Origin of the sequence: Pseudomonas sp. HN11 (genome assembly GCF_021390155.1) — a bacterium.
Lineage (GTDB): Bacteria > Pseudomonadota > Gammaproteobacteria > Pseudomonadales > Pseudomonadaceae > Aquipseudomonas.
In genome coordinates this window covers 5485991-5507911 of sequence record NZ_CP089985.1, presented here as the reverse complement: position 1 = coordinate 5507911, position 21921 = coordinate 5485991, and the positions used below count along the sequence as shown (strand labels likewise).

Genomic DNA, 21921 nt, shown 5'->3' with positions numbered 1-21921 from the left:
AAATGTGACGGAATCATAACAACTCCCACCTTAATTACCGCTGAACCCCAGGTTTTTACAGTTCATTTCGACCATCCGCCCCTCACCGCTGTCAGTCGGGCGGCGTCACAGCTATAATCTGCCGCTTTCCTCCCTGCCAAGACTCCCTGACCATGACTGAGTCCGTTCTTGACTACATGACCCGCCTGGGTCGCGCCGCCCGTCAGGCCTCGCGGTTGATCGCCCGTGCGAGCACCGCGCAAAAGAACCGCGCCCTGCTGGCCGCCGCCGATGCTCTGGATGCTTCGCGCTCCGAGCTTACCGCCGCCAACGAGCAAGACCTGGCCAACGGCCGCGCCAATGGCCTGGAGCCGGCCCTGCTGGACCGCCTGGCGCTGACGCCGGCACGTATTGACGACATGATCGAGGGCCTGCGTCAGGTGGCCAAGCTGCCTGACCCCATCGGTGAAATCCGCGATATGCGTTACCTGCCGTCCGGCATTCAGGTCGGCAAGATGCGCGTGCCCCTGGGCGTGATCGGCATCATTTATGAGTCGCGTCCGAACGTGACCATCGATGCCGCGAGCCTGTGCCTCAAGTCCGGCAACGCTACCATCCTGCGTGGCGGTTCCGAGGCGATCAACTCCAACCGTGCCATCGCCGCGTGCATCCAGCAGGGCCTGGCCGTGGCCGAATTGCCCGCCGAAGTGGTGCAAGTGGTAGAAACCACCGACCGCGCCGCCGTGGGCGCGCTGATCACCATGCCGGAATTCGTCGACGTGATCGTGCCGCGCGGTGGCAAGAGCCTGATCGAGCGCGTCAGCCGCGATGCCAAGGTGCCAGTCATCAAGCACCTGGACGGCGTGTGCCATGTGTACATCGACATCGCCGCCGACATCGACAAGGCCATTCGCATCGCCGACAACGCCAAGACTCACCGATACGCCCCGTGCAACACCATGGAAACCCTGCTGGTGCACGTCGGTATTGCCGAGCGCGTGCTGCCGCCGCTGGCTGCCATCTACCGTGACAAGGGTGTTGAGCTGCGCGGCTGCGAGCGCACCCGTGCGCTGTTGGGCGCGGACGTGATCGAAGCGACCGAGCTGGATTGGTACACCGAATACACGGCACCGATCCTGTCGATCAAGCTGGTCGACGACCTGGACGAGGCCATCGAGCACATCAACACCTACGGCTCCAAGCACACCGACGCGATTGTTTCCGAGCATTTCAGCGATGCCCGGCGTTTCCTCAACGAAGTGGACTCCGCTTCGGTAATGATCAACGCCTCGACGCGTTTTGCCGACGGCTTCGAGTACGGCCTGGGGGCGGAGATCGGTATTTCCACCGACAAGCTCCACGCCCGTGGCCCGGTTGGTCTGGAAGGCCTGACCAGCGAGAAGTACGTGGTGTTCGGCGATGGTCATGTGCGCACTTGATGGGTAAACGCATCGGGTTGCTCGGCGGTACTTTCGACCCCGTGCACATCGGCCATTTGCGCAGCGCCCTGGAAGTCGCGGACGCCCTTGCACTGGACGAGCTGCGCGTGATGCCCAACGCCCGGCCGCCCCATCGCGATACGCCGCAAGTGTCGCCGCAGCAGCGCCTGGAAATGGTGCGCCTGGCGGTGGAAGGTATACCGCCGCTGGTGGTGGACGACCGCGAGCTCAAGCGCGATAAACCGTCCTACACTGTTGACACCCTGGAACTGATACGCGCCGAGTTGGCCGTGGATGACCAGTTGTTTCTGCTTTTGGGCTGGGACGCATTTTGCGGTCTGCCCTCTTGGCATCGCTGGGAGGAACTCCTCCGGCATTGCCACATCCTGGTTTTGCAACGCCCGGATGCCGACAGCGAACCGCCGGATGCCCTGCGCAACCTGCTGGCCGCGCGGTCGGTAAGTGACCCCTTGGCCCTGACCGGGCCGAACGGGAATATTGCATTCGTCTGGCAGACCCCGCTTGCGGTGTCCGCCACCCAGATCCGTCAACTGCTGGCCAGCGGTAAGTCGGTACGTTTCCTGGTGCCTGACGCGGTCCTGGCCTACATCGATGCGCACGGGCTTTACCGTGCGTCGAACTGAAAAGGCGCGCTTGAACGTACGAAATGTCGTGCAGCGAGCGCCCGAACATACGAGCAAAACGAGTTTTATATGACGAACAAAGACGTAAGCAAAGTTAAGCGCAAAGGCACTTTCAAAAGCGCTCCTCTGCCAGTAGAAGCCCACACCGGTCCTGAACTGGCTGGCGAAGAGCTGGTAAAAGTCGCCGTGGCCGCCCTGGAAGACGTTAAAGCCCAGGACATCCAAGTGCTGGACGTGCGCGACAAGCAGAGCATCACCGACTACATGATCATCGCCACCGGTACCTCGAACCGCCAGATCGGCGCGATGCTGGACAAAGTGCGCGAAGCCGTCAAAGCCCAGGGCGTCAAGCCACTGGGTGAAGAAGGCAAGGGCGACAGCGACTGGGTATTGCTGGACATGGACGACGTGATCGTTCACATGATGACCTCCAACGCCCGTCAGTTCTACGATCTGGAGCGTCTGTGGAAAGGCGCTGAGCAGAGCCGTGCCGCCGATGGTAAGCACCACAGCCCGGAAGTGGGCCACGCGCACTTCGACAAGCTGAACAAAGACCAGGAATAAGGAACGGCTGTGCGCCTGCGTCTGATCGCTGTCGGTTCACGCATGCCCAAGTGGGTGGAAGAAGGCTGGCACGAGTATGCCAAGCGTCTGCCCGCTGAGCTGTCGCTTGAACTGGTGGAAATTCCGCTTAACACCCGGGGCAAGAATGCCGATGTGGCGCGCTTTATCCGTCAGGAAGGCGAAGCCATGCTGGCCAAGGTCGGCCCCAACGAGCGCATCGTCACCCTGGAAGTGCACGGCAAACCCTGGAGCACCGAGCAGTTGGCGGTGGAACTGGATCGCTGGCGCCTGGATTCGCGTACGGTCAACTTCATGGTCGGCGGTCCCGAAGGGTTGGCGCCGGAAGTCTGTGCGCGGGCGGATCAGCGTTGGTCGTTGTCAGCATTGACGCTGCCGCACCCGTTGGTACGGATTCTGATCGGTGAACAGCTGTATCGCGCCTGGACAGTTCTGTCCGGGCACCCTTATCACAAATAATCTGCGCCCCTCCCGATGACCCAGCCGATCCGTATCAAGGACCACGAGAAAGACGCACGTCTTGTACGCGCTCGCGTGGTGTTTGGCGCAATCATGGTGGTGGCGTTAATCGGGGTGCTGATCGCGCGCCTGTATTTCCTGCAGGTGATCCAGTACGACTATCACTCCACCTTGTCGGAAAACAACCGGGTGCATGTGCAGCCGATTCCGCCGACCCGTGGGCTGATTTTCGACCGCAATGGTGTGGTGGTCGCGGATAACCGGCCCAGCTTCAGCCTGAGCATGACCCGCGAACGTTCCGGCGACTGGCAGCAGATCCTTGATGTGATTGTCGAGGTGCTGCAACTGACGCCGGAAGACCGGGCTATCTTCGAAAAACGCATGAAGCAGGGGCGCCGGCCTTTCGAGCCGGTGCCCATCCTGTTTGAGCTGACCGAAGAGCAGATCGCGCGGATCGCGGTAAACCAGTTCCGTTTGCCGGGTGTGGAGGTGGTGGCGCAGTTGGTGCGGCATTACCCGCAAGGGCCGCACTTTGCCCATTCTGTCGGCTACATGGGGCGGATCAACGAGAAAGAGCTGAAAACCCTCGATCCGGTCAACTACAGCGGCACCCACCATATCGGCAAGACCGGCATCGAGCGCTTCTACGAGCCCGAGTTGCACGGGCAGGTGGGTTACGAAGAAGTCGAGACCAACGCCCGTGGCCGCGTGCTGCGGGTGCTCAAACGTACCGACCCGGTGCCGGGCAAGGACATCGTGCTGAGCCTGGACATCAAGTTGCAGGAAGCCGCCGAGATGGCCTTGGGTGGTCGTCGCGGCGCAGTGGTTGCCCTGGACCCGAAGACCGGCGAAGTGCTGGCGATGGTCAGCCAGCCAAGCTTCGACCCCAACCTGTTCGTGACCGGCATCAGCTTCAAGGCTTACGCCGAATTGCGCGATTCCATCGACCGGCCGCTATTCAACCGCGTGCTGCGCGGCCTGTATCCGCCGGGGTCGACGATCAAACCGGCGGTGGCGATTGCCGGCCTGGACGCGGGCGTGGTCACAGCCTCCAGCCGAGTCTACGACCCCGGCTACTACATGCTGCCCAACTACGATCACAAATACCGTAACTGGAACCGCACGGGTGATGGCTATGTCGATTTGGACACCGCGATCATGCGCTCCAACGACACCTACTTTTACGACTTGGCCCACAAGCTCGGTATCGACCGCTTGTCCGCCTACATGGGCAAATTCGGCCTCGGTCAGAAAGTCTCCCTGGACATGTTCGAAGAATCCCCCGGCCTGATGCCGTCGCGGGAATGGAAGCGCGCGACCCGGCGCCAGGCGTGGTTTCCGGGTGAAACGCTGATCCTCGGTATCGGCCAGGGCTATATGCAGGCCACGCCGCTGCAACTGGCCCAGGCTACGGCGCTGGTGGCGAACAAAGGCATCTGGAACCGTCCGCACCTGGCCAAGACCATCGAAGGCGAAAAGCCGGTGGATGAAAATCCGATCCCGGACATTGTGCTGCGCGACCCGTCCGACTGGACCAAGGTCAACCACGGTATGCAGCAAGTGATGCACGGCGCTCGTGGTACCGCGCGCAAGGCCGCAATCGGTGCGCAATACCGCATTGCCGGCAAGAGCGGTACCGCTCAGGTGGTGGCGATCAAGCAGGGTGAAAAATACGACCGCACCAAGGTTCAGGAGCGCCATCGCGACCACGCCCTGTTTGTCGGCTTTGCCCCGGCGGACGACCCGAAAATCGTGGTAGCCGTAATGGTTGAGAACGGCGAGTCCGGCTCGGGCGTCGCGGCGCCAGTGGTGCGCCAGATCATGGACGCCTGGCTGTTGGCCGACGACGGCAGGCTCAAGCCAGAATATGGCGGCCCCCCTTCAAGCACCGAGGTTACGGCCCGTGAAGAGTAATTTTGACCGCATCCTCTCCAGCGAAGATGTGATGCGTCGCCGTGCGACGTTGCTGCAACGCATGCACATTGATGGCCCGTTGCTGATCCTGCTGCTGACCCTGGCGGCGGGTAGCCTGTTCGTCCTTTATTCCGCCAGTGGCAAGAGCTGGGACCTGCTGATCAAGCAAGCCTCGTCGTTCGGCCTGGGCCTGTTGTCGATGGTGGTGATCGCCCAGCTTGAGCCGCGCTTCATGGCACGTTGGGTGCCGCTGGGCTACGTCGCCGGCGTGCTGCTGCTGGTGGTGGTGGACGTGATGGGTCACAACGCCATGGGCGCGACCCGCTGGATCAACATTCCGGGGGTGATTCGCTTTCAGCCGTCGGAATTCATGAAGATTCTGATGCCGGCGACCATCGCCTGGTACCTATCCAAGCGCACCTTGCCACCGCAGCTCAAGCACGTGGGGATCAGCCTGATCCTGATCGGCATACCCTTCATCCTGATCGTGCGCCAGCCGGACCTCGGCACCTCGCTGCTGATCCTGGCGGGCGGGGCGTTCGTGCTGTTCATGGGCGGACTGCGCTGGCGCTGGATCCTCAGCGTACTGGCCGCCGCCGTGCCTGTGGCCATCGCTATGTGGTTCTTCTTTATGCACGACTACCAGAAGCAACGGATCCTGACCTTCCTCGACCCGGAAAGCGACCCGCTCGGTACCGGCTGGAACATTATCCAGTCAAAGGCGGCCATCGGCTCCGGCGGAGTTTTTGGTAAGGGTTGGTTACTGGGCACCCAATCGCATTTGGACTTTTTGCCGGAAAGCCACACCGACTTCATCATTGCGGTGATGGGCGAAGAGTTCGGCCTGGTGGGCATTTGCGCGCTGTTGCTGATCTATTTGCTGCTGATTGGCCGCGGCCTGGTGATCACTGCGCAAGCGCAGACACTGTTCGGCAAACTGCTGGCCGGTGCGTTGACCATGACTTTTTTTGTTTACGTTTTCGTCAACATCGGTATGGTCAGTGGCCTGTTGCCGGTGGTAGGGGTGCCGTTGCCGTTCATTAGCTACGGCGGAACTTCGCTGGTGACATTGCTGTCAGCGTTTGGGGTTTTGATGTCGATTCATACGCATCGCAAATGGATCGCGCAGGTTTGAATAAGGTGAAGATGTCAATGCAAGTAATGCGCGGCTGGGCGACTCGGCACGCGTCCTGGATGGGCCTGATTGGCCTGCTGGGCGTAATGCTAGAGGCGCAGGCCGGTGACTACGATGGTTCACCCCAGGTCGCCGAGTTTGTCGGTGAAATGACCCGCGACTATGGTTTCGCCGGTGAGCAACTGATGGGCGTGTTCCGCGAAGCCCAGAAAAAGCAGGCGATCCTCGACGCCATTTCCCGCCCGGCCGAACGCGTGAAGCAGTGGAAGGAATACCGCCCGATGTTTCTCACCGACGCCCGCGTGGCGCGGGGTGTGGACTTCTGGCGCCAGCACGAAGCGGTATTGGCCCGTGCCGAGCAGGAATACGGCGTGCCAGCCCAGGTGATTGTCTCGATCATCGGCATCGAAACCTTTTACGGACGTAATACCGGCAGTTATCGGGTGATCGACGCCTTGTCGACCTTGGGCTTCGATTATCCGCCGCGCGCCGACTTCTTCCGCAAGGAGCTGCGCGAATTCCTGCTGCTGGCCCGCGAAGAGCAGGTCGACCCGTTAACCCTCAAAGGTTCTTACGCCGGTGCGATGGGCTTGCCGCAGTTCATGCCGAGCAGCTTCCGCGCCTACGCGGTGGATTTTGACGGCGACGGGCATATCAATATCTGGAGCAACCCCGACGATGCCATCGGCAGCGTGGCCAGCTACTTCAAACGCCATGGCTGGGTGGCCGGTGAGCCTGTGGTGATCCGCGCCAATGTCACGGGTGACCGCGCCGACGAAGGCCTGACACAGGGCATTGAGCCGGCCAAGACGGTCGGGGAGTTGCGGGCGCTGGGCTGGTCGAGTCAGAATGCGCTGCCGGATGATATGCCGGTCACGGCGTTCCGCCTTGAAGGCGAAAACGGCCCGGAATACTGGATGGGCCTGAAGAATTTCTACGCAATCACGCGTTATAACCGCAGTGTGATGTACGCCATGGCCGTGCATCAGCTGTCAGACATGCTGGTCCAAGCACGGGGCAACAAGTAATGCGGGCATCGCCGTTCAATCAACCGCTCAAGCTGGTGGCGTTCGCCGCGTTGTCCCTGCTGGTCGTCAGTTGTTCCACCACCAACAGTCGCGCGCCGGCGCAGAAGTCCGGCGGCGCGGTGGTTCGTGCTCAACCGGGCCTGGACATCAACCGCGCGCACAAAGACGGCGCGCCGTGGTGGGACGTCGACGTGTCGAAGATCCCGGATGCCACGCCGACCCTGCACACCGGTCCGTACAAGGCCAATCCCTACACCGTGTTGGGCAAGAGCTACTTCCCGCTGCAGGAGTCCAAGACCTACGTGCAATCGGGCACGGCGTCCTGGTACGGCACCAAGTTTCATGGCCAGAACACCGCCAACGGCGAAGTGTATGACCTGTATGGCATGAGCGCGGCGCACAAGACGTTGCCGCTGCCCAGCTATGTACGGGTGACCAACCTGGACAACAACCGCACGGTGATCCTGCGCGTGAACGACCGTGGCCCGTTCTATTCGGACCGCATCATCGATTTGTCTTACGCCGCTGCGAAGAAGCTCGGTTACGCCGAAACCGGCACCGCGCGCGTGAAGGTCGAAGGTATCGACCCGGCCCAGTACTGGGCCCAGCGTGGCAAACCGGCGCCGTTGATGCTCAATGAGCCGCAAGCCCAGCAGCCGCAAGTGACCGCCTCCACCGGCAAGATCGAGCAGTGGACGCCACCTGCGGCGCAGCACGCGCCTGATACGGTGGTCGTGCCCCATGCCGCACCGGGCGCTTCCATGGCGGGTGGGCAATACCTGCAGGTCGGCGCTTTCGCCAACCCGGATGCGGCAGAACTGTTAAGGTCCAAGCTCAGTGGCATGGTCAACGCGCCGGTGTTCATCAGCTCCATCGTGCGTAACCAGCAGACATTGCACCGCGTACGGATGGGCCCGATCGGCTCGCCGAGCGAAGTGGCACAAGTACAGAACAGCGTACGCATGGCCAATCTGGGGCAACCCAGCTTGGTCACCGCGGAATAAGAGAGAATTGATGGTTCAGGCTCGTGCGCGGGCTCGAACCCTGGTTGTTGGCTCGTTGAACAATAAAAACCCAGGGGCAAGGGGTGAGCAGGCAACCGAACACGCGACAGTCTGGCAACGGGCTGTCTGAATAAGTTTTGCCCGCGAGGGCAAGTTTCCATAAGCAATTTCGAGAGACGGATGAACATCACCACCTTAGCCAAACGCACGTGCCTGCTTCTTTCGCTGATCATCACCCCGGCCGCCTGGGCCGTTGAAATGGTGCCGGCTTCCCCGCAACTGGCCGCCAAGTCCTGGGTCCTCATGGATGCCGCCAGTGGCAACGTGCTGGTCGAGAGCAATGGTGACCAGCGCCTGCCACCGGCCAGCCTGACCAAACTGATGACCGCCTACATCGCGACCCTGGAAATCCGTCGCGGCCAGATCGGTGAGAACGACCCGGTCACCGTCAGCGAAAACGCCTGGCGTACCGGTGGTTCGCGGATGTTCATCAAGGTGGGCTCGCAGGTCACCGTGAGCGACCTGCTGCACGGCATCATCATCCAGTCCGGTAACGACGCCAGTGTCGCGCTGGCCGAGCACATCGCCGGCAGCGAAGATGCATTCGCCGACATGATGAACAAAACCGTGGCCGACCTGGGCATGACCAACAGCCACTTCATGAACCCGACTGGCCTGCCGAATCCAGAGCACTACTCGTCGGCTCACGACATGGCGATCCTGGCGCGTGCAATCATCCGCGTCGACCCGGTGCACTACGCGATCTACTCCCAGAAGGAATTCTTCTGGAACAACATCAAGCAGCCTAACCGCAACCTGCTGCTGTGGCGCGACAAGACTGTCGACGGTCTGAAAACCGGCCACACCGACGAAGCCGGCTACTGCATGGTGTCGTCCGCTGTCCGTGACGGCCAGCGCCTGATCGCCGTGGTCTTTGGCACCAACAGCGAGCAGGCCCGTGCGGCCGAGACGCAAAAACTGCTGACCTACGGTTTCCGTTTCTTCGAAACCCAGACCTTCTACCAGAAGGGTGCTGAGCTGGCGACCGCGCCAGTGTGGAAAGGCGCGACCTCCCAGGTCAAAGCCGGCCTGGCCGATGACCTGACTCTGACCATGCCTAAAGGCCAGCTGAAAAAGCTCGCGGCCAGCATGACCATGAACCCGCAATTGGTTGCCCCAATCGCCAAGGGTGATGTGATCGGCAAGGTCGAAGTCAAGCTGGACGACAAAGTGGTACACAGCGCCGACCTGATCGCGCTGGACGCCGTTGACGAAGGTGGTATCTTCCGCCGCGTCTGGGATAGCATCCGTCTATTCTTCTACAGCTTGTTCAACTGATAGTGTGCACCTGCAAAGCCCCGCGTTGATCCGACGCGGGGCTTTGCCCGTCGCCACGGCTTACGCTTACGAGGCCGTTACGCCATGACCGATAAAGAAGTAGAAGTAAAGGCGCCTAAGATCGAATTCCCAGTGACGGATTATCCCGTCAAGGTGATCAGCGATACCGGCGTGGGCCGCAAGGACAAGATTCTCGAGATCGTGCGCAAATACGCGACGATCAACGATAACCGCGTGGACGAGCGTCAAAGCTCCACCGGCAAATACACTACGATCCAGTTGCACATCGTTGCGACCGATCAAGACCAGCTCTACAACATCAACAGCGAACTGCGGGCCACGGGCTTCGTGCACATGGTGTTGTGATGTCTCACGTCCTGGGCTTCCGCGAGCTCGGCCGGATGGACTACGAGCCCGTCTGGCACGCCATGCAACGGTTCACGAATGAGCGCGGCACCACGGCCCCCGATGAGATCTGGCTGGTGGAACACCCGCCGGTCTTCACCCAGGGCCAGGCCGGCAAGGCCGAACATCTGCTGCTGCCGGGGGATATTCCGGTGGTGCAGGTCGACCGAGGTGGCCAAGTGACTTACCATGGCCCTGGACAACTTGTCGCATACCTATTGCTGGACGTGCGCAAGCTGGGGTTTGGCGTGCGTGACCTGGTCAGTCGCATGGAGGCTTGCCTGATCGAGCTGTTGGCCAGTTACGGCGTGACCGCCGCGGCCAAGCCTGATGCGCCGGGTGTGTATGTCGACGGCGCGAAGATCGCCTCCCTGGGGTTGCGGATTCGCCACGGTTGTTCCTTTCATGGCCTGGCCCTGAACGTGGACATGGACCTGGCACCGTTCCGGCGGATCAACCCGTGTGGCTATGCCGGGTTGGCGATGACGCAACTGAGTGATCACGCTACACCGATTAAATTTGCCGAGGTAAGTGCCCGGCTGCGTGCGCAGCTCGTCAAACACCTCGACTATGCTGAGCAGACGACCCTTACGGGCGGAATCGACTGATTATGACTACTGATGCAGTGCAAACCATGATCCCGACGGTGGACGTTACCGACCGTCCGGCCCCGGCCCCGCGTGCCAAGGTGGAAGCCGGCGTCAAGCTGCGCGGCGCCGAGAAGGTTGCACGCATCCCGGTGAAGATCATTCCGACCACCGAACTGCCGAAAAAACCTGACTGGATTCGCGTGCGCATCCCGGTTTCGCCGGAAGTCGACCGTATCAAGGCCCTGCTGCGCAAACACAAACTGCACAGCGTGTGCGAAGAGGCGTCCTGCCCGAACCTGGGCGAGTGCTTCTCCGGCGGCACCGCCACCTTCATGATTATGGGTGACATCTGCACCCGTCGTTGCCCGTTCTGTGACGTCGGCCACGGCCGTCCGAAACCACTGGACGTCAACGAGCCGGAAAGCCTGGCCATCGCCATCGCCGACCTGCGCCTCAAGTACGTGGTGATCACTTCGGTGGACCGCGACGACCTGCGTGACGGCGGTGCCCAGCACTTTGCCGACTGCATCCGCGAAATTCGCAAACTGTCGCCGAACGTGATGCTCGAAACCCTGGTGCCGGACTACCGTGGCCGTATGGACGTGGCGCTGGAAATCACCGCCGCCGAGCCGCCGGATGTGTTCAACCACAACCTGGAAACCGTACCGCGCCTGTACAAGGCCGCGCGTCCGGGTTCGGACTACCAGTGGTCGCTGACCCTGCTGCAGAAATTCAAGCAGATGATGCCGCACATCCCGACCAAATCCGGCCTGATGCTGGGCCTGGGCGAGACCGACGAAGAAGTCATCGAAGTCATGAAGCGCATGCGCGAACACGATATCGACATGCTGACCCTCGGCCAGTACCTGCAACCGTCCCGCAGCCACTTGCCGGTGCAGCGTTTCGTGCACCCGGACACCTTCGCCTGGTTCGCCGAGGAAGGTTACAAGATGGGCTTCAAGAACGTGGCGTCGGGCCCGCTGGTACGTTCCTCGTACCATGCTGACGAGCAGGCCAAGCTGGTCAAGGCGAGCTTGGTTTCCTGAGCCGCTCCGCAATTGAAAGTGGATGCGGGCTTGCTCGCGAATGCGGTGTTTCAGTCACCTGATTTATTGACTGACATTGCGCTTTCGCGAGCAAGCCCGCTCCCACATTTCGTTTCGCGTCAGCCAAGGAGAATTGTGGATGAGCATTGCCGTACCTGTCTTGCGACCCGAAGGCACCATCGCCCTGATCGCTCCCGCCGGCCCCGCCACCCTGGACGTCGAAAAAGCCGGCCAATGGATGCGCGTTCGCGGTTACGACCTGCGAATCTTCCCCGGCGTCTATGAGCGCGACGGCTACCTTGCCGGCAGCGATAAAACCCGCCTCAACGACCTTCACAAAGCCTTCGCCCACCCTGAAATCGACGCCATCTTCTGTTTGCGCGGCGGCTACGGCACGCCACGCTTGCTCGACAGCCTGGACTTCGACCTGCTGCGTGCCAATCCCAAACCCTTCGTCGGTTACAGCGACATCACCGCGTTGCACCTGGCAATCAGTCGCTACGCAGGTTTTGTGACCTTCCACGGCCCGATGCTGAATGCCGACCTGCTCGGCGACAAGCAACAACCCACTGAGTCTTCCTTGTTCAGCCTGCTGCGCGGCCAACTGGGCGCCGGTAGCGAGTTGGTGCACCCGGTGGCCTACCCGTTGACCACCATCGAGCCTGGCATCGCTTGCGGCCGCTTGCTGGGCGGCAACCTGTCGATGATCGCTGCGGTGATGGGCACGCCTTACGAGATCGACGCAGACGGCATCATCCTGCTGATCGAGGATGTCAACGAGCCGATCTATCGCATCGACCGCCTGCTCACGCACCTGCGCCTGTCGGGCAAGCTGGCGCAAGTTGCCGGCGTGCTGGTGGGGGATGTGGCGGGCGTGGATAACGTCGCGTTGGAGCGGCTGCTGAAGCAGACCTTTGCGCCGCTGGGCATTCCGGTATTGGCCGGCTGGCGCAGTGGGCATTGTGATCCGAACCTGACGTTGCCGATGGGCGCGTTGGTAAGGCTGGATGCGGGGGAGCAGCGGGTGGTGTTGGAGCAGGATGTGGTGCTTAAACCTTGAGTTTCATGTTGCCTGTCAGGCCGTTATCGCATGCAAGCCAACTCCCACATTTGGAACGCATCCCCCCTGTAGGAGCTGGCTTGCCTGCGATAACGGTCGTTGCCGTGCGACGGTCTACCGGTTCTGCAGCGACTCCAGCAACTTCACCGTCGGATACCCATCCGCCGGCCAACCCAGCGCCTGCTGCGCCGCACGAATCGCCTTGCGCGTATTAGCGCCGATAATCCCGTCCGGGTTGCCGGCGTCATAGCCATTGGCACTCAAGGCCGTCTGCAAATCGATACGCTGGGAACGGCTCAACGGCAGTTCATCCTTCGGCCAATCGCCACGAATTACACCACCACCAGCAAAACGTTCCGACAGCAGGCCAACCGCCAGTGCGTAGGACGACGAGTTGTTGTACTTGAGGATCGCGCGGAAGTTGTCCAGTACGAGAAACGCCGGACCGCGATAACCCGCGGGCAGCAGCAGGGCGGCAGACAGTTGGTCGACATTCGGCGGCATGGTTGCGCCCGGCGGCAGTTGGATACCCAGCTTCAGCCATTCAGCGACCGTCTTGCGGATGCCGCCATCGGCCAGCGCGTAATCGAAATTCACCGGCAGTTGTTTCACCTCGAAACCCCAGGGCTGGCCTTTCTGCCAGCCGGAGCTTTGCAGGTAATGCGCGGTGGAGGCGAGGGCGTCGGCCGGGCTGTTCCAGATATCGCGGCGACCGTCGCCATCGAAGTCCACGGCGTGGGTGTTGTAGGTGGTCGGGATAAACTGGGTCTGGCCCATGGCGCCAGCCCAAGAGCCTTTCATCTGGTCGGCCTGGATATCGCCGTGCTGGATGATCTGCAGCGCGGCCAGCAATTGCGCTTGGGCAAACGCCGGGCGACGGCCTTCATAGGCCAGGGTCGCGAGTGAGCGAATCACCGAGTTATTGCCCTGGAACTGACCGAAGTTGCTTTCCATGCCCCATACCGACACCAGCGCCTGGCGGTCGACGCCGTAACGCTGTTCGATGCTTTGCAGGATGTCGGCGTACTTGATCAGCAGCGCCTGGCCGTTGCGTACGCGCAGTGGCGAGAGGGCGCCGTCCAGGTACTCCCACACCGGTCGGGAAAACTCCGGCTGGCTGCGGTCGGCGCGGATGACCGCCATGTCCGGGGTGATGTTGGCGAACGCGTTGTCGAACACGGCAGCAGTGATGCCGGCCTGCAGGGCTTGCACGCGGAAGCCAGCCTGCCATTCGGCAAAGGTCTGGGTCGGTTGGATGTCCAGATTGTCAACAGCCAGCGGGGCCACGACAGCGGGCGCTACCACAGGGGCGGTCTGAAGCTTGGGCAGGGGTTGAGCGTCGGCGGCGGTCGGTTTCTCCGCGCAGGCGACGAGCAGAATGAGGCTGGAGGCAGCGATCAATTGGCGAAGGTGCCAACGACGGGAAAGACTAGAGGGCATGCACAGGTCCAGGGATTGCAAATCAGGTGCAGACCTTATCATGTCGGAGGGGCGCTTGCCTTCAGGCAGCCAGAAAGTAAGAAGCCTCCCAGCTATTAGACTGGAAGGCTTCGCGGCGGTAGCTGCCTTTGCCCTTGCCGGCGCGTTCCTGACGGCTACGGAACAGGGGCTGGGCGATGATGGATTTGGCTTTGTTGGGGCCATGCTTGGATGGCTTTTTGCTCATGTTGTTACTCTCGATAGGTGGGATGAAACGGTGCAAATCATCTGCCGAAGTTTGGCTGCTGTAAAGCCCGGCGATATGTAGGAAATATAGAAAATTTGAAGGTGTACACGGTCAAAATGTGGGAGCGGGCTTGCTCGCGAATACGGTGGCTCACCCGACACTTGTAGTGACTGACACGCCGCCTTCGCGGGCGAGCTCCCCCATGGGATTTGTGGTGTTTTTGAGAGCGGGTTATTCAGCGGGGAGGGTCAGGCGCTGGCCGGCCATTAACAGCGACAAACGGCTCAGGCTCATCCACGGTGAACCGGCCGCCTGGCCCTTGATCTGCGCGTCGATACGCTGCGCTTCCAGCAACAGTTGCGCCCAGCGTTGCGCCGAGTGCCGCTGCAGCGCTTTGCTCATCAGGGGTTTGCGCTTGTCCCATACCGGCGGACGGGCTTGGCTGAAGGCCTTGTCCAGCGGCGTACCCTGGCTGTATTGCAGGGCGATATTGGCCAGCACGCGCAGTTCCCGGGCCAGGGCCCAGAGAATCACCGGGGGCTCTACACCTTCGCCGCGCAGGCCTTCGAGCATGCGCAGGGCGTGAGCGGGCTCGCCATTGAGAATTGCGTCCACCAAACCGAACACATCAAAACGCGCGCTATCCGCCACGGCGCCTTGGACGGTCTCGACGGTAATCTGCCCGTCTTCGGCCATCAGCTTGAGCTTTTCGATCTCCTGGGCGGCGGCCAGCAAGTTGCCTTCGACCCGAGCGGCAATCAGCTCCACGGCGTCCTGGGTCGCCGACAGCCCCGATTGGGACAGGCGCTGACGAATCCACTGCGGTAACTGATTGCTGTCCACTGGCCAGATCTGGATGAACTGGGTTTGCGCCCCTTCCACCAGGGCCTTGCCCCATTTGGTTTTCTGCGCACTGCCGTCGAGCTTGGGCAGGCTGATCAACAGCACTGTGTCTTCAGCAGGCCGCGAGCAGTATTCCATTAAGGCTGCCGCGCCTTTGTCGCCCGGCTTGCCCGAAGGCAAGCGCAGCTCCAGCAGGCGTTTTTCGGCAAACAGCGACATGCTCGCGCCAGCTTGCAGCAGCGTGCCCCAGTCGAAACTGGCGTCGGCGCTGAAGACCTGACGCTCGTCGAAGCCTTGCTGGCGTGCAGCCGTGCGGATGGCGTCGGCGGCTTCCTGGCACAGCAGCGGATCATCGCCGCTGACGATATAGACAGGCTCAAGGCCACCTTGCAGGTGTTTGGCGAGTTGGGCGGGGGCGAGTTTCATAGGCAGGGCGAACGGGGCGCTTGGGGCGCCCCGTCTGGCTTACTCGACAGGTACTTCAACAGGCGATTGTTTCGGCGTGTTGTCTTCGTACTCTTGGGCGGCTTTCAGCGCGTCAGCATCGGCCTTGGCCTTGTTGTCAGCGGCTTGCTGCAGGGCTTCCAATTGAGCCGGCGTCAGCAGTTGCAGACGCAGGATCATGCGCTGGACCAGCTCACGACGCATCTCCTTGCGCACTTGAACGATTTCCGAGTCCGAGCCCACCAGGTTGTTGCCATCGTGGCTCACGACCTTCTGAACCTGGATTTTGTCACCCATCAACGGCAGATGGTCGCGGCCCTGGATTTGAAAGCTCAATTCGGTGCTCAGCTCGATGTCGGATGCACGGCCGGCGCTGGCGTAGCTCAGGTTACGCTGGGTTTCTCTCTCGTCCACCAGAAACAGTTTGTACGTCGCGCCGGTGTAGACATGAACGCCGCTGTTTTTCAGAACCTGGCGCAACTGCGTCACGGTATCGCCATAGGCATTACGGGCGCTGACGTCCAGTTCCTTGATCGCCAGATCGTTGGTGCCGGTGCCGCGCAGCTGGAAGCCGCAAGCGCTCAGCAGCACGGCAAGGCCCATCACCAGCAAATTGCGTTTGATCATTTTGTTGCTCCCCTTGAAACCATGTGGGCCTTATCGAGGCCCTGAAGGCTTTGTTCGGCGCAGGGCTAGAAGCCTGCGCCCGATCCGATTAGCTAGCGACGATATTGACCAGTTTGCCAGGCACCACGATCACTTTGCGGATCGTCAGGCCTTCGGTAAAGCGCAGCACGTTTTCGTTGACGCGGGCAGCCGCCTCGACGTCTTCGCGGCTGGCCGTGGCCGGCATGTCGATCTGGCCACGCAGTTTACCGTTGACCTGGATCACCAGTTGCAGCGTGTCCTGCACCAGGGCGCTATCATCCTGCACCGGCCAGCGCGCATCAATGACAGCGTCGCTGTGGCCCAGGCGGTTCCACAGGTCGTGGCTGATGTGCGGCGTGATCGGTGCCAGCAGCAGGGTGACCGTTTCCAGGCCTTCCTGTACCAGTGCGCGATCCTGTTCAGTGGCTTGTGGTGCTTTTTCCAGCACGTTCATCAGCGTCATCACTTGGGCGATGGCGGTGTTGAACTTGTGGTTCTGGCCCACGTCCTGGCTGGCTTGCTTGATGGCCAGGTGGGTGCTGCGGCGAATGAGTTTCTGCTCGTCGCTCAAGGCCCCCACGTCCAGTTTGCCCGGCAGACCCTGGCTGATATGGGCGTGCGCCAGGCGCCAGACGCGTTTGAGGAAACGGTGCGAACCTTCGACGCCGGAGTCGGACCATTCGGCGCTCATGTCGGGCGGCGAGGCGAACATCATGAACAGGCGGCAGGTGTCGGCGCCGAACTGGTCGATCATCGACTGTGGGTCGACGCCGTTGTTCTTCGACTTGGCCATCTTCTCGGTACCGCCGATTTCCACCGGCAGGCCGTCGGCGATCAGCTTGGCGCTGATGACCTTGGCCTTGCTGTCGCGCTCGAGTTCGACGTCAGCCGGGTTGAACCAGGTATAAGCACCGTTGGCTTCACGGCGATAGTAGGTCTCGGCGACTACCATGCCTTGGGTCAGCAGGTTCTTGAACGGCTCATCGGAGCTTACCAGGCCTTCGTCACGCATCAGCTTGTGGAAGAAGCGCGCGTACAGCAAGTGAAGGATAGCGTGTTCGATACCGCCGATGTACTGATCCACCGGCAGCCAGTGGTCGGCCGCGGATTTTTCTACCAGGCCGCCTTCATAGTGTGGCGAGGCATAGCGCGCGTAGTACCACGAGGACTCGACGAAGGTGTCCATGGTGTCGGTTTCACGCTTGGCAGGCTGGCCGCATTTCGGGCAGCTGCATTCGTAGAACTCGGGCATTCGCGCCAAAGGCGAACCGGCGCCGTCCGGCACCACGTCTTCCGGCAGAACGACCGGCAGTTGATCTTCCGGTACTGGCACGTCGCCACAGCTTTCGCAGTGGATGATCGGGATCGGGCAGCCCCAGTAGCGCTGACGGCTGATGCCCCAGTCGCGAAGGCGGAACTGAGTGCGCGAAGCGCCCAGGTTTTTCTTGATCAGTGCAACTTCGATCGCGTCGAAAGCGCCTTGGAAGTCCAGGCCGTCGAACTCGCCGGAATTGATCAGCTCACCGTGCTCACCGTAGGCGTCTTGCCATGGGGCCGGGTGGGTATCGCCCGAGCTGGTGCGCACCACGGATTTGATCGGCAGGTTGTATTTGGTGGCAAATTCGAAATCGCGCTCGTCGTGAGCGGGCACAGCCATTACGGCGCCATCGCCATAGTGCATCAGCACGTAGTTGGCGACCCAGACTGGCAGCTTCTCGCCCGTCAATGGATGTTCAACAAACAGCCCGGTCGGCAGGCCTTTTTTCTCCTGGGTGGCGACGTCGGCTTCGGCCACGCTGCCGCCTTTGCATTCGGCGATGAACGCCTGCAGCTCGGGGTTGTTCTGTGCGGCCTGGGTGGCCAGCGGGTGTTCGGCGGCCACGGCGACGTAAGTCGCGCCCATCAGGGTATCTGGGCGGGTGGTGAAGACTTTGAGCGCGCCCGCTTCGCCGATCGAATCGACGTTGTACGGGAACTGCACTTCCATGCCCTTGGACTTGCCGATCCAGTTGCGCTGCATGGTCTTGACCTGTTCAGGCCAGCCCGGCAGGTCGTCGAGGCTCGACAAGAGCTCATCCGCGTAGGCGGTAATCTTGAAGTAGTACATCGGGATTTCGCGCTTTTCGATCAGCGCGCCGGAACGCCAGCCACGGCCGTCGATCACTTGTTCATTGGCCAGTACGGTCTGGTCCAGCGGGTCCCAGTTCACGGTGCCGCTTTTTTTGTAGATCACGCCTTTTTCGAACAGGCGCGTGAACAGCCATTGTTCCCAGCGGTAGTAATCCGGCTTGCAGGTGGTCACTTCGCGAGACCAGTCCACCGCCAAGCCCAGGCTGCGCAGCTGGGTCTTCATGTAGGCGATGTTTTCGTAGGTCCACTTGGCGGGGGCTACGTTGTTTTTCATCGCGGCGTTTTCCGCCGGCATGCCGAAGGCGTCCCAACCCATGGGTTGCAGAACGTTCTTGCCTTGCATGCGCTGGTAACGGGAAATCACGTCGCCGATGGTGTAGTTACGCACGTGCCCCATGTGTAGCTTGCCGCTGGGGTAAGGGAACATCGATAGGCAGTAGTAAGTCTCCTTGCCTGGCTGTTCACTGACTTCAAAGGACTTTTGTTCGTCCCAGAAGGTTTGGGCGGCATTTTCTATTTCACGGGGCTGATATTGTTCGTGCATGGCTACTTTTGAACTGAATAGGGGTGGCCTAATCCTCTTCGGTGCAGCGTTCAGGTTGATCGACACCAAAAAGCGGCGTGTCCGTGCCCAAACCCTGCGGGAAGTGGAGTTACAGGAAGCGCCGTAGCATACATGACCCCACTCTATCGAGGGAAACCCTGATTGCGCAGGCAGGGCCGTCTGTCGCGGCGCCAAGCAGGTGCAGCCATGGGGACTACGCTGTTTATTGGGGAGTGAGTCATATCTTCAATGAGGTGAGGGGATGGTTGAATCGCAGCGAATCGTAACGAAACCGGATATCTATGAAGGACTGATCGACCGATTGGGTCGTGCATTGGATGCAGCGAGGACAGCGGGCCGATTGCGTGATGAACGGCCTGTTGAGTTGGAACTGCGTGGTCTTAGCCGCGCGGAGCTGGAATTGATCAAGGCTTATCTGGAACGCAATGGGCGCAGTGCGCCTCCCTGGGTGGCAACCCCGCCAGCCAAGGAGCCTACGCACTCAGCCAAGGTGGTGTGGCTCAAGGACTTGTCGGCCGGTCGTGGCCCGGAAAAGCTCCGGTCCGCCCGCTACAAGTAGTTCATTCCCCCCTGAACTGCATCATCGCGCCATGGCACTGTAAAGATTGTCGCTAAACCCCGTTACACCTTAGGCTTCGGGCATCTATGGAGATGCCCGATGCCTATTCGTTACTTCATCAAACAACTGCTCCTGCCGCCCGGCATTCTCTTGCTGTTGCTGGCGCTTGCCTGGTGGTTTCGTCGCAGCCGTCCGCGATTGGCGGCTTGCTGCTTTGTCCTGGGGTTTGGGGGCATGTGGCTGGTCAGCCTGCCGGTGATGGTGGAGTGGGGGGCGCGGGCTTTGGAAACCGAACCGCCATTGGCGCGGGAAGACTGGTCGACCCTGGCCCAGCGCGCCGACGCCATCGTGGTGCTGGGCTCGGGGCGTGAGCGCGGCGACCCGGCCTGGGGCACTGACCAGCCTACCGGTACCGGCCTCGAGCGCCAACGCTATGCCGCACGATTGGTTAAAGCCTCCGGGCTGCCGGTGCTGACCACTGGCGGCCTGCATTACGGCACACCACCCAGCGAAGCGGCGTTGATGGCGGTGTCGATGCAGGATGATTTTGGTGTTGCGGTGCGCTGGAAGGAGGAGCGCAGTCGCACCACCTGGGAAAATGCGCAGATGAGCGCCGAGATTCTATTGCCTGAGGGCATCAAGCGCGTGGTGGTGGTGACCCAGGCCTGGCACATGCCGCGTTCGGTCTGGAGCTTTGAAAAGGCGGGCTTCACCGTGGTACCGGCGCCCGTGGGTTTCCTGGGCGTGGACAACGCCCGGCCGCTGGGCGGGTGGATGCCGGAGTTCAAGTCGATCTGGCAGAGCGGGCAATTGATCAATGAAGCGGTGGGTCAGTTGGGCTACCGGTTGTTCTACCGATAACACCGCAAATCCAAATGTGGGAGCAAGCCCGCTCCCACATGGATTTTGTGTTTGTTTGTCAGACTGTCTTGGACATCCGGCCCGCGAGCAGCGCCCAGCCGAACAATACCAGGCACACAATGATCAACGGCCATGAGCGCCATTGCAGGTACGGGGTGAGGTTGTGCATCGGCACCACTTCACCGTAGAGGATGCCGCGCTCGAATTGCGGGATCTGCGAGGTGATCTGCCCGAACGGGTTGATCAGGCCGGTAACCCCATTGTTGGTGGCGCGGATCATCCAGCGCCCCGCTTCCAGCGCACGCATCTGCGCCATTTGCAGGTGTTGCAACGGGCCGATGGAGCGGCCGAACCAGGTGTCGTTGCTGATAGTCAGCAGCAGATCGCTCTGGGCCGACAGGCCGGCGGCGAATTCCGGGTACACCACTTCGTAGCAGATGAACGGCGCAATCTGATAGCCCTTGGCCTGCAGCATCGCCTGGTCAGCAGGGCCGCGAGCGAAGTCCGACATCGGCAGATCAAAGAAAGCAATCAGGCCGCGCAGCATGTCCTGCAACGGCACGTACTCGCCAAAGGGCACCAGCTTCTGCTTGAGGTAGGTGCCGTCGCCTTCGCCAACCACGGTGATGCCGTTGAAGTAGCGCTTCTGGTGATGCACTTCCTGGCGGATCGGTACGCCGGTGATCAGCGCGGTGTGCCGGTCGGCGGCGAACTTGCCCATCATGCCCAGGTAGCCTTCAACGGACTCCTTGAGCACCGGCACGGCAGTTTCCGGCCATACCAGCAGGTCGACGGGCTTGGAGGTGAAGCTCATGTCGCGGTACAGCGCGAGCTGCGCATTGAGCTGTTCCGGGTCCCACTTCATGCTTTGTTCGACGTTGCCCTGGATAGCGGCCACGGTCAGCGGCGCGCCGGACGGGCTGGTCCAGGCGTGATGCTTGAGCGCCAGGCCGATCGCCCAAGGCGCGACCAACAGCACCAGACCCGCGCTAATAAACGCGTTGCGCTTGCCGGCCAGCAGGCGCGGCAGGTTGCACAGCAGCGCTGCGGTCAGTGCCAGGGCAAAGGAAATCAGCCACATGCCACCCACTGGGGCCAAGCCCGTCAGCGGGCCGTCAAGCTGGCTGTAGCCGGAGTACAGCCACGGAAACCCCGTCAGGAACCAGCCACGGAACGCTTCCTGGCCTACCCACAACGCGGCAAATGTCAGCGCATCCGCCAACGGCGCCTCGTTACGCCGCAACCAACGCGCCCACAGCCAAGCGGGCAGGGCGAAGAACCAGGCGATGGCAGCGGTGAACAGCAGCATCAGAAAACCCGCCAGCAGCACCGAAGCGCCGCCGAAGTGGTGGATGCTGTAGTAGATCCAGCTGGTGCCGGCGCCGAACAGGCCGAAACCAAAACACCAGCCACGCCCCAGGGCCTGGCGCGGGCTCAGGTCCCGCAGCCCCACGTAGAACAAGCCGACCGCGACCAGCGCAAACGGCCACAGGTCGAACGGCGCCAGCGCCAGGGTGGTGATGGCGCCGGCCACCACGGCCAGCAAATTACCGGGCCAGCCGGGGCGGGTCAGACGGCGCAT

At 61.5% G+C, this 21921-nt stretch carries 21 protein-coding genes; 15 read left to right on the top strand and 6 right to left on the bottom strand.

The annotated features are described in order from the left end of the window. Positions 1 to 152 precede the first annotated feature (152 nt). From LVW35_RS25195 to LVW35_RS25135, 13 genes are all read left to right on the top strand, one after another. Positions 153 to 1418, top strand: a complete 1266-nt coding sequence (locus LVW35_RS25195; protein WP_016978581.1) for a glutamate-5-semialdehyde dehydrogenase — start codon at positions 153 to 155, stop codon at positions 1416 to 1418. Continuing rightward, the gene (gene nadD, locus LVW35_RS25190) at positions 1418 to 2062 is read left to right on the top strand and encodes a nicotinate-nucleotide adenylyltransferase (RefSeq protein WP_233892494.1); all 645 of its coding nucleotides are present in this window, start codon (positions 1418 to 1420) and stop codon (positions 2060 to 2062) included. Before LVW35_RS25195 ends, nadD begins: the two co-directional genes overlap by 1 nt. Before the next feature lie 69 nt (positions 2063 to 2131). Continuing rightward, positions 2132 to 2626 (top strand): ribosome silencing factor, encoded by a 495-nt coding sequence (gene rsfS / locus LVW35_RS25185; RefSeq protein ID WP_010206793.1) that lies wholly within the window; start codon positions 2132 to 2134, stop codon positions 2624 to 2626. A gap of 9 nt (positions 2627 to 2635) precedes the next feature. Further along, positions 2636 to 3103, top strand: a complete 468-nt coding sequence (gene rlmH / locus LVW35_RS25180; RefSeq protein ID WP_003176297.1) for a 23S rRNA (pseudouridine(1915)-N(3))-methyltransferase RlmH — start codon at positions 2636 to 2638, stop codon at positions 3101 to 3103. A gap of 15 nt (positions 3104 to 3118) precedes the next feature. Then, positions 3119 to 5017, top strand: coding sequence for a penicillin-binding protein 2 (gene mrdA / locus LVW35_RS25175; RefSeq protein ID WP_233892493.1), 1899 nt, complete (start codon positions 3119 to 3121; stop codon positions 5015 to 5017). A 31-nt stretch (positions 5018 to 5048) separates the two neighbouring features. Continuing rightward, positions 5049 to 6152: a rod shape-determining protein RodA gene (gene rodA / locus LVW35_RS25170; RefSeq protein ID WP_233896548.1), complete on the top strand. Its 1104-nt coding sequence runs from the start codon at positions 5049 to 5051 to the stop codon at positions 6150 to 6152. Positions 6153 to 6169: 17 nt separating this feature from the next. After that, the gene (gene mltB, locus LVW35_RS25165; RefSeq protein ID WP_233892492.1) at positions 6170 to 7180 is read left to right on the top strand and encodes a lytic murein transglycosylase B; all 1011 of its coding nucleotides are present in this window, start codon (positions 6170 to 6172) and stop codon (positions 7178 to 7180) included. Next, the gene (locus tag LVW35_RS25160; RefSeq protein ID WP_233892491.1) at positions 7180 to 8184 is read left to right on the top strand and encodes a septal ring lytic transglycosylase RlpA family protein; all 1005 of its coding nucleotides are present in this window, start codon (positions 7180 to 7182) and stop codon (positions 8182 to 8184) included. Before mltB ends, LVW35_RS25160 begins: the two co-directional genes overlap by 1 nt. Positions 8185 to 8364: 180 nt before the next feature. Beyond that, the gene (locus LVW35_RS25155; RefSeq protein WP_010206786.1) at positions 8365 to 9522 is read left to right on the top strand and encodes a D-alanyl-D-alanine carboxypeptidase family protein; all 1158 of its coding nucleotides are present in this window, start codon (positions 8365 to 8367) and stop codon (positions 9520 to 9522) included. Between the two features lie 84 nt (positions 9523 to 9606). Next, a complete protein-coding gene (locus tag LVW35_RS25150; RefSeq protein WP_025858241.1) occupies positions 9607 to 9888 on the top strand; it encodes a DUF493 domain-containing protein in 282 nt (93 codons plus the stop codon). Further along, on the top strand, positions 9888 to 10535 hold the full coding sequence (gene lipB, locus LVW35_RS25145; protein WP_233892489.1) for a lipoyl(octanoyl) transferase LipB: 648 nt from the start codon (positions 9888 to 9890) through the stop codon (positions 10533 to 10535). Before LVW35_RS25150 ends, lipB begins: the two co-directional genes overlap by 1 nt. 26 nt (positions 10536 to 10561) lie before the next feature. Beyond that, a complete protein-coding gene (lipA, locus tag LVW35_RS25140) occupies positions 10562 to 11563 on the top strand; it encodes a lipoyl synthase (RefSeq protein ID WP_017735632.1) in 1002 nt (333 codons plus the stop codon). A gap of 139 nt (positions 11564 to 11702) precedes the next feature. Next, positions 11703 to 12623 carry a S66 peptidase family protein gene (locus LVW35_RS25135; protein WP_233892488.1) on the top strand — a complete coding sequence of 307 codons (921 nt, stop codon included), beginning with the start codon at positions 11703 to 11705 and terminating at the stop codon, positions 12621 to 12623. A gap of 114 nt (positions 12624 to 12737) precedes the next feature. Here the strand turns inward: LVW35_RS25135 and LVW35_RS25130 are convergent, their stop codons facing one another. The 5 genes from LVW35_RS25130 to leuS form a co-directional block, all read right to left on the bottom strand. Further along, entirely contained in the window at positions 12738 to 14063 is a 1326-nt protein-coding gene (locus tag LVW35_RS25130; protein ID WP_233892486.1) for a lytic murein transglycosylase, read from the bottom strand. A gap of 61 nt (positions 14064 to 14124) precedes the next feature. Beyond that, a complete protein-coding gene (arfA, locus tag LVW35_RS25125; RefSeq protein WP_003176285.1) occupies positions 14125 to 14289 on the bottom strand; it encodes an alternative ribosome rescue factor ArfA in 165 nt (54 codons plus the stop codon). A 231-nt stretch (positions 14290 to 14520) separates the two neighbouring features. After that, positions 14521 to 15558, bottom strand: coding sequence for a DNA polymerase III subunit delta (gene holA, locus LVW35_RS25120; protein ID WP_233892485.1), 1038 nt, complete (start codon positions 15556 to 15558; stop codon positions 14521 to 14523). A gap of 39 nt (positions 15559 to 15597) precedes the next feature. Then, the gene (locus tag LVW35_RS25115; RefSeq protein ID WP_233892484.1) at positions 15598 to 16203 is read right to left on the bottom strand and encodes an LPS-assembly lipoprotein LptE; all 606 of its coding nucleotides are present in this window, start codon (positions 16201 to 16203) and stop codon (positions 15598 to 15600) included. 88 nt (positions 16204 to 16291) lie between these two features. Next, complete coding sequence (leuS, locus tag LVW35_RS25110) at positions 16292 to 18898, bottom strand: leucine--tRNA ligase (protein ID WP_233892483.1); 2607 nt, start codon at positions 18896 to 18898, stop codon at positions 16292 to 16294. A 262-nt stretch (positions 18899 to 19160) separates the two neighbouring features. On the opposite strand from leuS, the gene LVW35_RS25105 reads away from it, so the two are divergent. Both LVW35_RS25105 and LVW35_RS25100 read left to right on the top strand, forming a co-directional pair. Then, positions 19161 to 19478, top strand: a complete 318-nt coding sequence (locus LVW35_RS25105) for a hypothetical protein (protein ID WP_233892482.1) — start codon at positions 19161 to 19163, stop codon at positions 19476 to 19478. 99 nt (positions 19479 to 19577) lie between these two features. After that, positions 19578 to 20339, top strand: coding sequence for a YdcF family protein (locus LVW35_RS25100; RefSeq protein ID WP_233892481.1), 762 nt, complete (start codon positions 19578 to 19580; stop codon positions 20337 to 20339). Between the two features lie 58 nt (positions 20340 to 20397). On the opposite strand, the gene lnt is transcribed toward LVW35_RS25100, so the two are convergent. After that, positions 20398 to 21921, bottom strand: coding sequence for an apolipoprotein N-acyltransferase (lnt, locus tag LVW35_RS25095; RefSeq protein ID WP_233892480.1), 1524 nt, complete (start codon positions 21919 to 21921; stop codon positions 20398 to 20400).